The organism is Methylobacterium sp. BI1, assembly GCF_056680125.1.
The window spans coordinates 518214-533395 of the sequence record NZ_CM155267.1 but is presented as its reverse complement, the minus strand read 5'-3'; the positions used below and the strand labels follow the sequence as shown (position 1 = coordinate 533395).

Genomic DNA, 15182 nt, shown 5'->3' with positions numbered 1-15182 from the left:
ACCGCATCGTCAAGTCTCCGACTGGAGGGCGAGACCGCAGGCTAATCCTGATCATTTGATAGAAACTTAATTGAAGTTTCTCGGGCCGTCCCGCTGCGGTTGCGTTGCCGGACCCCCGACTCGGATCGCAGTTGAGACCGGACCGTCCCCGGACAGGCCGGAGGAGCGTTTTCGTCACGTGAGGAGATCCCCCGTCACAACCGGATGTGCGGCCCGAGATCCTTCGCTGGCAGAGGTTGGAGGAAGGCCGCGCCGATGCCGTCCTCGAAGCAGCGCGCGACCGTGGCCGGCGTTCGGCCCAGGGTGATCGGCGTGCCAGGCTCCAGGCGGATATCGATCCGCACGGCTGCGCCCGAGGCCGAGACGTTGAGGACCCGGCCCGGGATCCGGGTGCCGCAGGACATCGTGACGAGGATGTCGGGAGAGGTCGGCACGAAGCGCGGATGGACGCGCTGGGGCACCTCGGCACCGTTCTGCTCGGCGGCGAGATCGAGTAGGCGCCGCACGATGACGGGCAGCGGGGCCTCGGCGCGGATCACCCGGGTGACGAACTGCTCCTTGCCGCCCTCGATGACCTGGGCTTCCATCGAACCCGCGTGCCGGATGCTGCAGGACAAGATCTCGCCCTGGGACGGTACGACGGACGAACGGAAGCGGAGCCCGGTGACGGAGAGGTCGGCGGTGACAGCGTAGAAATCGGCGCGATACCGGCTCCAGCAGAGGGCAGGCAGGATCAGTCTCGTCTGCGTCGCTGTGAGGGACCCGCTCATGACCATCCTGAGGTTGTGGATGCCATAAGACGGTACGGTCCCAGACATTCCTTTACCCGGATGTCGAAAATTTAATCCAACCGGTCCCGGCCGGTCCGGTCATGCGCGATTTCCGTGCAGAAGTCCCTGCTCGGAAACCGCGCACACCGCAGCGATGCGGACCCGCCGCACGCTCGGTCGGATGGGCTAGGGATGGCAGTCGGTGCTCGACGGCAGGGCGTCGAGGCGGGTGAGGTCGCCGACCACGGCGAATTCGCCGTAGTTCAGCCGCAACGCGCCGCTGACGCCGTTCTCGTAGAGGTCGAAGCTGAGGACGTAGATCGGCGTGCGCTCGCCCTCGCCGGGAATGTAGTAGCTCAGGGTGACGGGCCAGCGCGGGACATTCGCCATCGGCCCGTCCCGCAGGGGCTTGTCGCGCTCGGCCGCCTTGTCGGAGGCCGCCGGCGCCGGGACCTGACGGCCGATGACCGCGAGAGTGTCGTAGACCTTGCGCCCGTCGTCGGAGCCGTCGAAGACCTTGACGGAGACCGTGGTCTGTCCGTCGCGCGCCGCCTGGATCAGGCGCCGCATGTGCACCGTGGGGAAGAGGACCTCGCCCGCGTCCTGGAACTGGTCGCGCTTGGGCTCCTTCAGCTTGACCTTCAGCAGGTCGGAACCGGACTCGGCCGTGCCGTCCACCGCCTGGCCGGGCGTGCCGTTGAGCACCGTGCTGGTCTTGAAGCGGTAGCTCCGCCCGTCGCCGCTCTCGAAGGTACTGTTGCGCAGGTCCGAGGTGCGGCTGCCGGTCTCGCCGCTCTCCAGAACCGTCACCTGACGGGTCTGCATCGTGTAGCCCTTGCAGGCATCCCCGGTGAAATCGATGACGATGCGGCCCCGCGCACTCTCCACCGCCCGGGTGCCGCTGCTCTCGGCGAGGGAGAGATCGTAGACGGCCCGGTGGTTGGCGAGGGTGATCGGCGCAGCGGCCCCCGCCCCGGTCGCGAGCAGGACGAGACCGGCGGCGATGCCGGGGAAGGCCATCCGCGCCCTCAGGGCGGCTGCACTCACGCTGGGACGACGCATGGACTCTCCTGACAGGACAGGGCCGGAGGACAGGGGCCCCGCCGATGCCCCTCAGATAGGGCACCCCGCGGGCCCGCGCGAGGTTCGTTCACCTCCGCCCGCGTTCGCCGCGCCGACGGGGCGCCCTAGATAAGGCCGGAGAAGAAGAACCGGAAGACGGGAGAAGGAAACGCCCATGGACGCCGATACCCTGCGCTCGCTCCAGGCCCCGATCAAGGACCGCTACCGCACCGCCCCGGACTCGGCCGTGGTGACGCTGCGGGCCCAGGGCCGCCTCGACGACACGGCGATCGCCTGCAAGGTCGAGACCGGACGCGCCCTCGCGGTGGCGGGCCTGCACCCGGCCACCGGCGGCTCCGGTGCCGAGCTCTGCTCCGGGGACATGCTGCTCGAGGCCCTGGTGGCTTGCGCCGGCGTCACCCTGAAGGCGGTGGCCACCGCGATCGGCGTCGCGCTCCGGTCCGGCACGGTGAGCGCCGAGGGCGACCTCGATTTCCGCGGCACCCTCGGGGTCGACAAGGAGGCGCCCGTGGGCTTCCGCGCGATCCGCCTCAGCTTCGCCCTCGACACGGACGCCCCCCAGGACAAGCTCGACCAGCTCCTCAAGCTGACCGAGCGCTACTGCGTCGTGTTCCAGACCCTGAACCACAAGCCGGAGCTGGCCGTCACCCTCGCGCAGGGCTGACGGGCGGCGCCGGGTTTCATGCCGGGGCGAGTGATCCCGGCGCCGTGATGGCGCGTTGCCCCCGACATGATGATTTTCCAATGGACGGTCGGCGTCCTCCTCGGCGCCGTGCTGCTGGCCGGGCTCGCCCGCCGGGTGGGGGCCCCCTATCCCGTCTTCTTGGCCCTGGGTGGGATCGGCCTCGCCTTCATCCCGGCCGTGCCGAACCTCGTGCTCGACCCGGAGCTGGCGCTGGCCCTCTTCCTGGCGCCCGTCCTGCTCGACGCCGGCTACGACACCTCGGTGCGGGACCTGCGCACCCACTGGCGCCCGATCGCCGGCCTCGCCTTCGGGGCGGTGGTGGCGACCACGGCCGCCGTGGCCGTGGTGGTGAAGTGGCTCGTGCCGGACATGCCCTGGGCCGCCTGCATCGTGCTCGGCGCGGTGGTGGCGCCCCCCGACGCCGTGGCGGCCCTCTCGGTCCTGCGCCACGTCTCGCTGCCACATCGCCTCACCACGATCCTGCGCGGCGAAAGCCTCCTCAACGATGCGGGCTCGCTGCTGATCTACCGCCTCGGGGTCGCGGCGGCGGTCTCCGGCACCTTCTCGGCCGCCGAGATCGGACCGACCTTCATCGTCGGCATCCTCGGCAGCTTGGTCGCCGGGCCTGTCCTCGCTCTCCTCTACAGTGCCGCGACGCGCCCGGTCGCCGACGCGCCGAGCGTCATCGTGCTGCAGTTCGTGGCCGCCTTCGGCATCTGGATCGGGGCCGAGCACGTGCACCTGTCCGGGGTGCTCACCGTGGTCACCTTCGCCATCACGGTGGCGCGCATCGCCCCGGGCCACACCCCGCCGCGCACCCGCATCGTCTCCTACGCGGTCTGGGACACGGCGGTGTTCGTGCTCAACGTGCTCGCCTTCGTGCTGATCGGCCTGCAGATCGGCCCGATCCTGGAGCGCCTGACCCGGGAGCAGCAGGCCTCCTACGCGCTGGTCGGCGCGGCGGTGTTCCTCACCGTGGTGGTGGTGCGCTTCCTCTGGGTCCTGCCCACGGCTCACCTCGCCCGCCTCGGTGCCGACGGGACCGAGACCCGCGACCGCGGCCTCTCGGCCGGGATCGCGGTCTCCTGGGCGGGCATGCGCGGCATCGTCACCATCGCGACGGCCCTTGCCCTGCCCGACGGCGATCCGGGTTTCCCCTATCGCGACCTCATCGTGCTCACCGCCTTCTGCGTCATCATCGGCACGCTGACGGTGCAGGGCCTGACCCTGCGCCTCCTGCTCGGCCGGCTCGGGCTGGAGGACAACGATCCCGTCGGGCGCGAAGTCGGGCACGGCCGGACCGAGGCCTACCGGGCCGCCCTGGAGAGCCTGGAGGATGCCGAGGACGCCCCCTCCGAGGCCCTGCGCGAGGAGTTCCGCATCGCCCTGGAGCAGGCCGAGGCCCGCGACACCGGCTTCGCCTCCGAGGCGCTGCCCGCCGATGCCGCCCGCCGGCGCGCCATCGAGGCGGCCCGAGACCGGGTGCTGGCCCTGCGTCGCTCCGGCGATATCGGCGACGACGCCTACTACGTGCTGGAGGAGGAGTTCGACTGGGCCGAGATGAACGCGACGCCCCGGGCCGAAACCTGACGCGCGGAGGCCTGACGCACGCGGAGGAATGGCCGCTCAGGCCACGGGCGCGACCCGCAGGGAGAAGTGCGCGCCCTGCACGTCCGGGGCGACCGCCAGGGTGCCCCCGAGCTGGCGGGCGAGGCTGTTGATGATGCGCATGCCGAGGCTGGCGCTGCGGGCCGCCGTGGGATCGAACCCGTCGGGAAGCCCGGCGCCGTCATCCTCCACCGCCAGGATCAGGCCGCCCGCCTCGTCGGGACGGGCCTCGACCCGGATCTCGCCCTCGCCGTCCGCGTAGGCGTACTTGATCGCGTTGGTGACGAGTTCGTTGACGAAGAGGCCGAGGGGAATCGCGAGGTCGGCGGGGATATTCGTCCGGGTCGCGCGGCAGACGAGGCGGTGGCGCGGCGCGCTCTCCTGCAGCTTGGCGCAGAGGGCCTCGAGGAAGCCCGCGACGTCGATCGCTTCCAGGCTCGGCTGGCGCCAGAGCTGGTCGTGGACCTGGGCCACCGCCTCGACCCGGGTGCGGGCATCGGCGAGGGCGCTCTTCACGTCGTCGTTGTCGGAGCCCCGGGCCTGGAGCCCGAGGAAGCCCGCCACCACCGCGAGGCTGTTCTTCACCCGATGGCTCATCTCGCGGGACAAGAGTTCCTGACGCTCCAGGGCCGCCTTCAGCCGTGCCTCGGCCCGCTGGCGCTCGATGGCGCCGCCGACGAGGTTGGCGAAGCCCTGCATGAAGGCGATGTCGGCCTCTTCGAACTGGCCCTCGCGGGTGTCGTCCACTTCCAGCACACCGTAATTGCCGTCGCGGTTGGCGATCAGCACGTTGATCGCCCGGCGGATGCCGTGATCGGCCATCAGCTTCGGGGTGCGGAAGCGCGTCTCGTTCTCGAGGTGGTTCGAGATCACGGGCCGGCCGGTCTTCAGGGCATAGCCCGCCGGCGAGGCGAGGTCGGCGCCGATGATGGTGGTGCCCACCGCGTCGTCGGCCCAACCCACGCCGGCGCAGACGAGGAGACAGTCCTGGTGCGGCTTGTATTCCAGCGCCTTGCAGAACTGCGCCTCCATGCCCTCGGCACAGAGTTCGGTGGCGCGCTGGAGCAGGGGCAGAAGCTCGGTGGCCCGCAGGGCCTCGACCCCGAAATCGGAGAGGATCGCCTGCTGCCGCAGGCGGATCGCCAGGGCCTTCGGCGCCAGTTCGGTCATCGCTACGCTACACGTCCGGGTTTCGGCGCGGCCGGGCCGCCCGCCCGCGTGGCTTCCTTGTGCGACACCCGGAGCGCTGCCCGCAAGGCCATCGGGCAGGCTCTGTGCGAGAGTTGATGACCCGCGCCCGGCTCAGATCTCGATCTCGGTGCCGACCTCGACCAGTTGCCGCGTCGGCACGCAGAAATGCGCGCCGGTGCGCTCGGCGTTGCGGAGGAGAAAGGCGTAGATCTCCTCCCGCCAGGTCGCCATGCCGCGCTGGTCGCTCTTCGGGATGATGGTCTCGTGCCCGATGAAGATCGTGAGGTCCTCGAGGCATTCGGCCGGCAGGCGCTTGGCCTCCACCGCGCAGCGCAGGCCGTCGGGCACCGAGGCATCCTCCATGAAGCCGTAGCGCAGGATCACGCGGGTGATGTCGGGGGTGATCACGATGACCTCCGCGCGCTGGTCGCGGGCGACGGTCGGCTCCTCCTCGTAGCGGGCGGTGACGATGAGGATGCGCTTGTGCAGGGCGTGGCTGCGCGCGACGAAGCGGGACAGGTGCAGCGGAATGGCGCTGGTGGCCGAGGACAGGAAGGCGGCGTTGCCCGGCAGGACGATCGGCGGATCGCGCCGGAGCTGCTCCAGGAAGTCGCCCTCGGGCTGGCGCAGGGCGACCCGGGCCGATTCGACGAGCTGGTTGCCCTTGCGCCAGGTGAGCATCAGGAACGCCACGAGGGCCGCCAGCATCAGCGGAAACCAGCCGCCCTCGAACAGCTTCACGGTGTTGGCCCCGAGGAACACGAAGTCGATGAGGAGGAAGAAACCGTTCACCGCCAGCACGGCCACGGGGTTGTAGCCCCATTTCAGCGCCACGAGGGCGGCGAGCAGGGTGGTGATCGCCATCAGGGAGGCGACGGCGATGCCGTAGGCGCCGGCCAGGGCATCCGAGGAGCCGAAGACCAGGACCGCGCTCAGGGTGGCGGCGGCGAGCAGCCAGTTCACCATCGGCACGTAGATCTGTCCGCGCTCGTGCCGGGCGGTGTGGACCACCCGCATGGGCGGCAGGAAACCGAGCTGGATCGATTGCTGGGTGAGCGAGAAGGCACCCGAGATGATCGATTGCGAGGCGATCACGGTGGCGACCGTGGCGAGGCCGATCAGCGGATAATGCGCCCAGTCCGGGCTCAGGCGATAGAACGGGTTCTCGATGGCGTCGGGCTCGGCCAGCAGCAGGGCGCCCTGCCCGAAATACTGGATCACCAGGGCCGGCAGGACGAGGCCGAACCAGGAGGCGCGGATCGGCCCGGCTCCGAAATGCCCGAGATCGGCATACATCGCCTCGCCGCCGGTGACCGCCAGGAACGCCGCGCCCAGCATGGCGAAGCTGACGTGCCAGCCCGCATGGGTCAGGAATTCGACGGCCTTGAGGGGGTTGAGCGCGACCAGGATCTGCGGCGCATGCCAGATGCCGCCGAGGCCGAGCAGCGCCAGTACGACGAACCAGACCAGCATCACCGGACCGAAGATGCGGCCGATGAAGGCCACGCCCCGGCTCTGGACCAGGAACAGCCCCACCAGGATCAGCACCGTGATCGGCACGACGAAGCGCGACAGGGCCGGGGCCTCGACCTTCAGGCCCTCCACCGCGCTGAGCACCGAGATCGCCGGCGTGATCGCGCCGTCGCCGTAGAGGAGCGCGGCGCCCACGAGGCCGACCACGAGGAGCACCCCGGCCCAGGAGCCCGGCTTGGCGTTCCGGGCTCCGAGCAGCGCCAGCATGGCGACGATGCCGCCCTCGCCGCGGTTGTCGGCCCGCAGGATCAGCACGGCGTACTTGATGGAGACGATGAGGATCAGTGACCACAGGATCAGCGAGACGGCGCCCGTGACGGCGATCGGGGTCGGCGGGGCGCCGGCGCTCGCGGCGCGCACCGCTTCCTTGAAGGCGTAGAGGGGCGAGGTGCCGATATCGCCGTAGACGATACCGAGGGCGCCCAGCATCACCGCCGGGCGCAGGGCCGGCCGTCCCGGTCGGGATTCCTCGTGGACCACGGGTACGCTCTCCGGCAACGGCGAAGGTTCGCTCTGACGCTCGCAGGTAGGGGCGACTGTCCGCCCGACCAGGGGCTCGGCCGGCCTCCGGCTTGAACCCCGGGCGGGGGCGTCACTCGAGCCGCACCACGACGCTGTCGCTCGCACCCGTGGCGTCCATCACGGAGATCCGTGCGAAGCCCGCGCCCTCCGGTGCCCAGGCCGATTGTCGGCGTGCGCCGCCCGCCACCGGCAGGCCGTCGACCATCCAGGTCAGGGGCGGCACGCCGCCCAGCGCCTTCAGGGCGAGGCTCGCCGCCGGCGCGGGATCGGGTTCCGACAGGCCGAGATCGATGCGGGCGCCGTCCGGCGGGTAGGCGATCTTCAGGGCGCCGCCCAGGGCCGCCGACAGGGTCTTGGGGATGTCGCGCCGGATGTGGCGCAGGGGCGGCGGCAGGCCGGCCGTGGTGGTCACCAGGGCGTCGCGGGGCATCGACACGGGGTCGGGCTCCCCGCCGAAGCGGGCGAAGGCGTCGAACAGGATCGGCGCCGCGACCACGCGGCCGACGAGGCCCGGCACGGCGTTGCCATCCGGCCGCCCGACCCAGACGGCGATCGTGACGCGCTGGTCGAATCCCACCGCCAAGGCATCCCGGTAGCCGTAGGAGGTACCGGTCTTGTAGGCGATCCGGCCCGCCAGGGCGTTCTCGGGAGGGGGCGCGCCCCGCAGCGTGTCGGCGACGTACCAGGCGGCGACGGCTTCCGTGATGCGGGTCTCCGGCGGCACCTCGCCCGACGCGTCCCCCGATGTCTCGCCGACGCGACGGGTCAGGTTCGGCACCAGCCCCTGCCGGGCGAGGCCCGAGAACAGGCGGGCGAGGTCGGTGAGCGTGATGCCGAGGCCGCCGAGTGCCACGGGCAGCCCTGGCGCGGTGTCGCGGGGCAGATCGATCCGGGCGCCGGCGGCCCGCAGGCGCGCGATGAATCGGGCGGGACCGACCGCCTCCAGCAGGTCCACCGCCGGGACGTTCAGGGAGAGCTGGAGAGCGCGCCGCGCCGTCACGCTGCCCTGGTAACCGAGGTCGAAATTCTCCGGCGCATAGGCGCCGGCAAAGCGCACCGGCCGGTCGTCGAGCTGCGTCTCGGGATGGGCGAGGCCCGTCTCGAAGGCGAGTGCGTAGATGAAGGGCTTGAGGGCGGAGCCCGGCGAGCGGATCGCGCCCGTCATGTCGATGGCGCCGGCGCGGCTCGCATCGAGGTATCCGGGGCTGCCGACCTGGGCCAGAACCGCACCGGTGCGGTTGTCCAGCGCCAGGAGGGCCGCCGAGATCCCGGGTCCCTGCGCGGCCGCGCGCTCGGCGGCCAGGGTTTCAAGACTTGCCTGCAGGCGGCCGTCGAGGGCGAGGCGGATCACCTCGGCGCCCGGGTCGGCGGCGTGGGCCGCCTCCGCCGCGTGGGCGGCCAGCATCGGGAAGGGCTTTCGCGCGGCCGGCACCGGCTCGGCGCGGGCGGCCTCCGCCTCGGCCGCCGTGACGACGCCTTGCGCGGCGGCGATGGCGAGGACCCGGTCGCGGGCGCGCCGGGCCGCCTCGGGGAAGCGGTCGGGCCGGCGGGCTTCCGGCGCCTGCGGCAGGGCCACGAGAAGCGCGCTCTCGGCGAAGGACAGCCGGGCCGGCTCGCGGCCGAAATACGCGAGGCTGGCGGCACGCAGGCCCTCCACCGGGCCGCCATAGGGGGCGAGCGCCAGGTAGAGATCGAGCACCCCGTCCTTGCCGAGGCGCCGCTCCAGCTGCACCGCCCGCACCATCTGGCGCAGCTTGGCGGCGAGCGAACGCCCGGCCCGCGGCTCCACCAGGCGGGCCACCTGCATCGACAGAGTCGAGCCGCCCGAGACGATGCGGGCCGCCGCCAGCCACTGCCCGGCGGCCCGGAGCGTCGCCACCGGATCGATACCCGGATGGCTCGCGAAGCGCCGGTCCTCGTAGGCCGTGAGCATGGCCCGGAAGCGCGGATCGACCTGGGCCCCCGTCACCGGCAGGCGCCAGCGCCCGTCGGCGGTGGCGAAGGGGCGCAGCAGCCGCCCGTCCCGGTCGAGCACCACCGTGGAGCGGCGCCCGGCCGGAGCGAGGTCGAGGGGCGGCAGGGTGTCCACGAAGCGCCAGAGGGCAGCGACCGGGGCGGCGAGGAGGAGCAGGAGGAGGCCCGCGACGATTGCCAGGCGCCCTCCCCCCTCTGCGGGGGAGGGTGGTCGCAGAGCGACCGGGAGAGGGGCGGCGCCATTTCCGGAGAGGTCGCCCCCGCTCCCGTCTGCTCCGAAGGCACCCTCCCCCGCAGAGGGGGGAGGGTTCAGGGGACCCGTCGTCTCCACGGCCCTACTTCGCGCTCACCGTCATCGCGCCGAAACCGGTGCGCCCGAAGCGCTCCGGCCGGTACATGTCCTCGATGGTGGCGGCCGGGTGGACGTAGGTGCCCGGGGAGACGGCCCGCACGGTGTAGGCGACCCGGAAGAAGGCCGACTGCTCGGGTCTGCGCTCGTAGGCCGCCACGAAGCGGTCGTCGCGGAACTCGGTATGGACGGGCGCCACCTCCGATTTGGCGAAGGCGAGCCCGGTGAGCGCATCGGCGTCGAGGAGCTTCGGGTTGTCGATCTCCAGGCCGGCGGGCAGGCGGTCGACGAGGAGGAGGCGCCCGGCGCTGGCCTTGGCCTCGGTGACCGTGAGCACCACCACGAGGCGATCGTTCTGGCGGATCCCCTGCGCGAGGTCGACCGGGGTGCCGTCGAGGCGGTGGTAGCGCCGCTCGATCGTGTAGCCGCGCGCCTCTGCGGGCTCCGGTGCGATCGGGTTGCCGCTGACGCTGACCACGGCCTGCACGGGCTGGCTGCCCGCATTGACCAGGGTGATGGGACGGGCCTCCAGGGCGGCGGCGCGGTAGCTGCGTGCCACGGCGCCGCTCACGGGCTGGCCATCGAGGGTGAAGCGGAGGTTCTCAGAATCCGCGCTCAGGCCCTCGGCCGCGAGCACCATCCAGGCCTCCTCCTGGGTGCTGGTGGGCCGGCCGCTGGCACGCTCGGCCGCGATGAGGGCGCCTAGCGGCTGGATACTGTCGCGGGCGAGCCCCGTCTCGGCGACCAGCGCCAGGAGGCCGGCGCCGTCGCGCAGGCGGGAGCCGTAATCCGGCCGATAGACCGGGCTCGCGGCCGTCTCCCGCAAGCCGGCCATCGCCGAGTCGAAGGCCTTCGTCGCCCGGCCGCGATCGCCGAGGAGCGCCAGGGCCGCCGCGATCTGGCCGCGCGCCAGCGGGGTGGCGAAGGCCGCGAGCTTGGTGTCGGCGAGGTAGCGCAGATCGCCCATCACGGGCCGGCCGTTGCGGGCGAGCACGTAGGCAGCGTAGGCGATGTCCATGCCGCCCTCGCCGACCTCCGTGGTGTTGGCCACCGCGTTGCGCAGGCGGTCGAGGGCGTTGGCGAAGGCGGTCTGGGGTACGGCGAACCCGCGCTCCCGGGCCCGGGTCAGGAAATCGGTGACGTAGGCGTTGAGCCAGGTGTCGCCGGCCCCGTCGGTGGACCAGAGGCCGAAATCGCCGGCCGCGTTCTGGCGGCCGAGCACTCGCTCGATCGCCTGCCGCACGCGCTCGTCGGCCTGGTCCAGGCTCAGCTGCTCCCGGCCGAGCTTGTCGAGGGCCGTGAGGCGGCTGACGTAGAGGAGCGGCATCGCCCGGCTCACCGTCTGCTCGGAGCAGCCGTAGGGGTAGCGGTCGAGGGACTGGAGCAGGGCCGGCGCGTCGATGCCGGCGAGATTCGAGGCGGAGAGCGAGACCGTGCCGGTGCCGGGTAGGATGTCGGCCAGGAGCTCGTCCGAGAGCTTCAGGCTCGCGCCGGGTTCGAGCGCCTGGACCGAGCGGCGGGCGAGCGCCCCCGTGCCGGGGCCGATGGTGAGGGCGAAGCTCTGGCCGATGCCCTCGGGCAGGCCGGGCCCCCGCAGGGTCAGGTCGATGCGCGACGGGCCGGTCCCGGCGGCGGTGATGGGGATGACGAGGGCGCCCTTGGCCCCGGTCTCCAGCCGCAGGGTCCGGTGCATCGCCTCGGCGCCGATCAGGACGGAGCCGGTCGGGTCGAGGTCCACCGTGTAGTCGCCGGCCTGTCCCTCGACGTTGTCGAGGGCGACGTGGATGCGCGAGCGGTCGCCGACGTTGAGGAAGCGCGGCAGGGTGCCGGTGAGCACGACGGGATCGCGGATGACGACGTCGGCCTGGGCCGCGCCCACCTTCGCGCGGCTCCAGGCGGTGACCATCACCCGGCCCGTGCCATTGAAGGCCGGCAGGGGGAAGCTGACGCTGGCCTTTCCGTCGGGTCCCACCGTCAGGGGCCCGGAATACAGTGCCAGCGGCGCCTGGCTCGGCGGCGAATCGGCGAGCTCGGCCGCGCCGCCGTCGCCGCCGGAGCGGATGGCGCCGAGCGTCCCCTGCATGCCGTCGATCAGGTATCCGTAGAGGTCGCGGATCTCGGGTCCCAGCGCCTTCTGGCCGAAGAAGTAGCCGAAGGGGTTGGGCGCCTCGTAGCGGGTCAGGTTGAGGATGCCGACATCGACGAGGGCCACGCTGACCCGGGCCTCCTCGCCGGCCTTCAGGCCCGCGAGCTGGATCGGCAGGGTCAGGGTCTCGCGCGGGCGCACCTTGGCCGGTGCCTCCAGGGTGACGCCGAGGGTGCGGCTGTCCCGGTCCACCCCGAACCACGCCACACCGAGCGCCCGGCCCGGCAGGCGCTTGGCCGCCTGGTCGAGGGGCCGGTAGGCGGTGGCGACGAGATAGGCGCCCGAGCCCCACTCGGCCTTCACGGGAATGTCGACGGTGGTGCCGGCGGCCGGCACGTCGACGGTGAGGAGCGCGTGCAGCTTGTCGCTGACGACGGCCAGCGTCGCCTGTCCCTTGAACTTCGGCTGCAGCCGCGCGTGCAGGGTCTCGCCGGTGGCGTAGGCCGCCTTGTCCAGGCGCAGGTCGAGGAGATCGGGCACGTCCGCGGTCTCGCCGCCGCTCCAGCCCACCGTGAAGGTCACGCTCGCGGTGGCGGCCGGGCGGCCCGGCACGCTCGCCTCAAGCCGATAGGTGCCGTAGCTCACCGTGGCGCCGACGCGGCCCGGCGCGTCGGGGGTGAGGTCGAGGCGGCCGTCGGCGATGCGGCGGGTGCTGGTGACCGGCTCGTAGGACCAGCGCCCGCCCTCGCGGTACCATTGATAAGTCTTCTCGACGCGCTGGAGCGTCCAGGCGACGTTCCCCTGCGGCAGGCGCCGGCCATCGGGCGCGGCCATGACCACGTCGAAGCCGGCGACGCTCCCCTCAGTTAGGTCGCCGCCGAACCCCTTTCGGATGGCGAGCACCGGCCCCTCGGGCAGGATCGGCAGGGTCAGGCTGCGGCTCAGCGCCCGCCCGCCGGGCTCACCCACCTGAAGGGTGATCTTCGCCTCGGTGGGGCGCGGTGCGGCGAGGGCCTGCACCGGCACGACGAGCCGGGCCTTGCCCGCCGCATCGGTGGCGGTCCGGGCGTCGATCTCCGTCGAGGCGGCTTCCACCCGCTCGTCGTCGAGGCCGACGGAGAAGCCCTCCAGGCCCTTGATGCCGTTGCCGGCCGCCTGCTGCACCAGGACGGTGCCGGAGACCTCCAGCCCGGCGCCGGGCGCGCCGTAGAGGTAGCGCGCGGCCACGTCGATGGTGGCGGGCGCGCCCCGGGTCAGGCTCGGCGTCGCGCTCTCTAGGGTCACCTCGAGGCGCTCCGGGACGTAGTCCTCCACGAGGAAGCTCGCCTCGCCGATGGCGGGCGCCTTGGGGTCGGTATAGGCCGCCACCCGCCAGGTGCCGTGCTGCGCGCCGGCCAGGAGCGGGAGCGCCAGGGCGCGCCCGCCGAGGCCCGCATCGGGCAGTTGGACGCGACGATACTCGACGCCGTCCGGACGCTTGACCACCAGGGTGAGCGGAAGGTCCGGCACCGCGACGCCGGCGGCGTCGCGCAGGAGCCCGGTGAGGTTCACGGTCTCGCCCGAGCGGTAGACCCCGCGCTCGGGAAACACGTAGGCCTCAACGGCGCCGGGCTGGGGCCGGCCCTTCACGCCGCGATCGGTCAGGTCGAAGGCCGACTGGCCGAGATCGAGGAATCCGTAATCGTCGCCGATCTGCGCCACCACGAGGCCCGGTGCGGTACCCCCCTCCCCTCGGGCGAGGCCCGACGCGAAGGCGGCGTGGCCTTGGCCGTCGGTCTTCGCCGTGGCCAGGACCTCGTTGTTGCGCGCCACCAGCCGGATCTCGGCACCGGGCACGGTCGCGGCCGAGGCCAGGGAGCGGGCGAAGACATGGACCCCGTCGCGGCCCTTGAAGGCGGTGAGACCGAGGTCCGAGACCACGAACCACTGCGTGGCCTGGGTCTCGTAGCCGCCCTCCTCGTCCGCGGACGCGGCGGACGCCCCGCTGGCCTGGGCCAGCATGATGTAGATGCCGGGCTCCAGCCTGCCCACGGCCTGGAGCACCGGGAAGGCGGTGACGGCCTCCTGGTTCAGTTCGGCCTTCGCCGTGTCGAGCACGCCCTTCCAGACCCGCTGGCCCTTCTGCTCGGCGATGGTGCGGGCGGTGGCACCGGTGAGCTGGGACAGGAAATCTTCCGCCCGCAGGGACGGCAGGAGGCCCCGGTCGCCGACCCGCAGCACCTCCACGTCGATCCTGGCCGCGTTCACCGAGACCAGGGGTACGCCGGCCTGGCCGGTGCGGGGCAGGACGTAGTTGCGCCCCGTGAAGCGGACCTGGGGCGAGCGGTCCCGGACATAGACCTCGTAATCGGCCGATTTCAGCAGGCCCTCCCCGGCGCTGGACGGCAGGCCTGAGCGCACGACGAAGGCGTAGCGCTCGCCGTGCTTGAGGCCATCGACGCAGACCTGCTGGCCGGTGGCGGTGACGGCGGCATTGGCCGCGCCCGAAACCGCGATGTAGGGCGTGAAGTCGGTCTTGGCGGCGACGCCTTCGGAGAACTGGAAGCAGATGCGCGGAGCCGCGGCGTCCGAATCGACGGTGTAGTTCAGGATGCGGAAGCCGTGCTCGGCCCGCAGGGCTTCGTAGGTCTCGCGCACCTCCCCATCGTCGGCCAGGGCGAGGCTGGCACGGTAGGCGTCCAGGGACGGGCGCCACTCCGACTCGGCCGCATAGACTTCGCCGAGGATGGCGAGAGCCGCGGCCTCGGCCGCCGCGGCGCCTGCCCGCAGGTAGCCCTGGTAGGCGGCGGCCCGCGCGTTGCGGCGCAGGCGTTGGCGGCTCGCATAGTCACCCGTCCGGCCGTCGTTGCCGACCGTGCTCGCGGCGCGGGCATAGGCGAGCCAGTTGGCCGGCTCGCCGGGCTCCCCCGCCACGGCGAGGCCAAGGGGCTTGAGGGCGTCGGCCGGCTTCTCGGCCTCGACCAGGGCCTCCCCTTCGGCCCGGGCCTTCGCGGCGGCGCGCGCATCGGGCTTCACCGTGTCCGCCTCGCCCTTCAGCGTCGTCTCGAGGCGGACGCCGTCGCTGGCGAGGTCTTCGCGCACGAAGCTCTTCGTCGAGACGGGCCGGGGCATGGTCTTGGCCGCGGCCCGCGGGGCCAGAGCCTGAATCTGCGCTTGCGCCTCCGCCTGGACGGCAGCGGGAAACGCCAGCAGCCCGGCGAGCGCCACGGCCTGCAGGATGCCCGAGAGGCCGACCGCCGATCGGGGCGAGCGCCCGTGTCCGGTTGATCCCGACATGCTTCCACCCCGTCGTCCGGGCGCCGATGCGGCGCGCCGGGCGGAACCGTAGCACTTCGCGGATGGCCCGCAACGGCCTGGAATTCGAGCCCGGGCTCTGCCACA

General features: G+C 72.4%; 8 protein-coding genes. 2 read left to right on the top strand and 6 right to left on the bottom strand.

The window, feature by feature from the left end:
- Positions 1-194: 194 nt before the first annotated feature.
- Positions 195-770: a PilZ domain-containing protein gene (locus tag AC1MGR_RS02535; RefSeq protein WP_108036995.1), complete on the bottom strand. Its 576-nt coding sequence runs from the start codon at positions 768-770 to the stop codon at positions 195-197.
- A 186-nt stretch (positions 771-956) separates the two neighbouring features.
- A complete protein-coding gene (locus tag AC1MGR_RS02530) occupies positions 957-1832 on the bottom strand; it encodes a cell envelope integrity EipB family protein (RefSeq protein WP_480233540.1) in 876 nt (291 codons plus the stop codon).
- A 175-nt stretch (positions 1833-2007) separates the two neighbouring features.
- Here AC1MGR_RS02530 and AC1MGR_RS02525 point away from each other — a divergent pair, with 175 nt between their 5' ends.
- A complete protein-coding gene (locus AC1MGR_RS02525; RefSeq protein ID WP_108036999.1) occupies positions 2008-2517 on the top strand; it encodes an OsmC family protein in 510 nt (169 codons plus the stop codon).
- A 66-nt stretch (positions 2518-2583) separates the two neighbouring features.
- Complete coding sequence (locus AC1MGR_RS02520) at positions 2584-4128, top strand: cation:proton antiporter (protein WP_480233539.1); 1545 nt, start codon at positions 2584-2586, stop codon at positions 4126-4128.
- A gap of 36 nt (positions 4129-4164) precedes the next feature.
- Here AC1MGR_RS02520 and AC1MGR_RS02515 read toward each other — a convergent pair whose 3' ends face one another.
- The 4 genes from AC1MGR_RS02515 to AC1MGR_RS02500 form a co-directional block, all read right to left on the bottom strand.
- Positions 4165-5316 carry a histidine kinase dimerization/phosphoacceptor domain -containing protein gene (locus AC1MGR_RS02515; RefSeq protein ID WP_108037003.1) on the bottom strand — a complete coding sequence of 384 codons (1152 nt, stop codon included), beginning with the start codon at positions 5314-5316 and terminating at the stop codon, positions 4165-4167.
- Between the two features lie 132 nt (positions 5317-5448).
- Positions 5449-7299 carry a KUP/HAK/KT family potassium transporter gene (locus tag AC1MGR_RS02510; protein WP_108037136.1) on the bottom strand — a complete coding sequence of 617 codons (1851 nt, stop codon included), beginning with the start codon at positions 7297-7299 and terminating at the stop codon, positions 5449-5451.
- Between the two features lie 163 nt (positions 7300-7462).
- Positions 7463-9547 (bottom strand): penicillin-binding protein 1C, encoded by a 2085-nt coding sequence (gene pbpC / locus AC1MGR_RS02505; RefSeq protein WP_480234913.1) that lies wholly within the window; start codon positions 9545-9547, stop codon positions 7463-7465.
- Positions 9548-9701: 154 nt separating this feature from the next.
- Positions 9702-15077 carry an alpha-2-macroglobulin family protein gene (locus tag AC1MGR_RS02500; RefSeq protein ID WP_480233538.1) on the bottom strand — a complete coding sequence of 1792 codons (5376 nt, stop codon included), beginning with the start codon at positions 15075-15077 and terminating at the stop codon, positions 9702-9704.
- Positions 15078-15182: the final 105 nt, after the last annotated feature.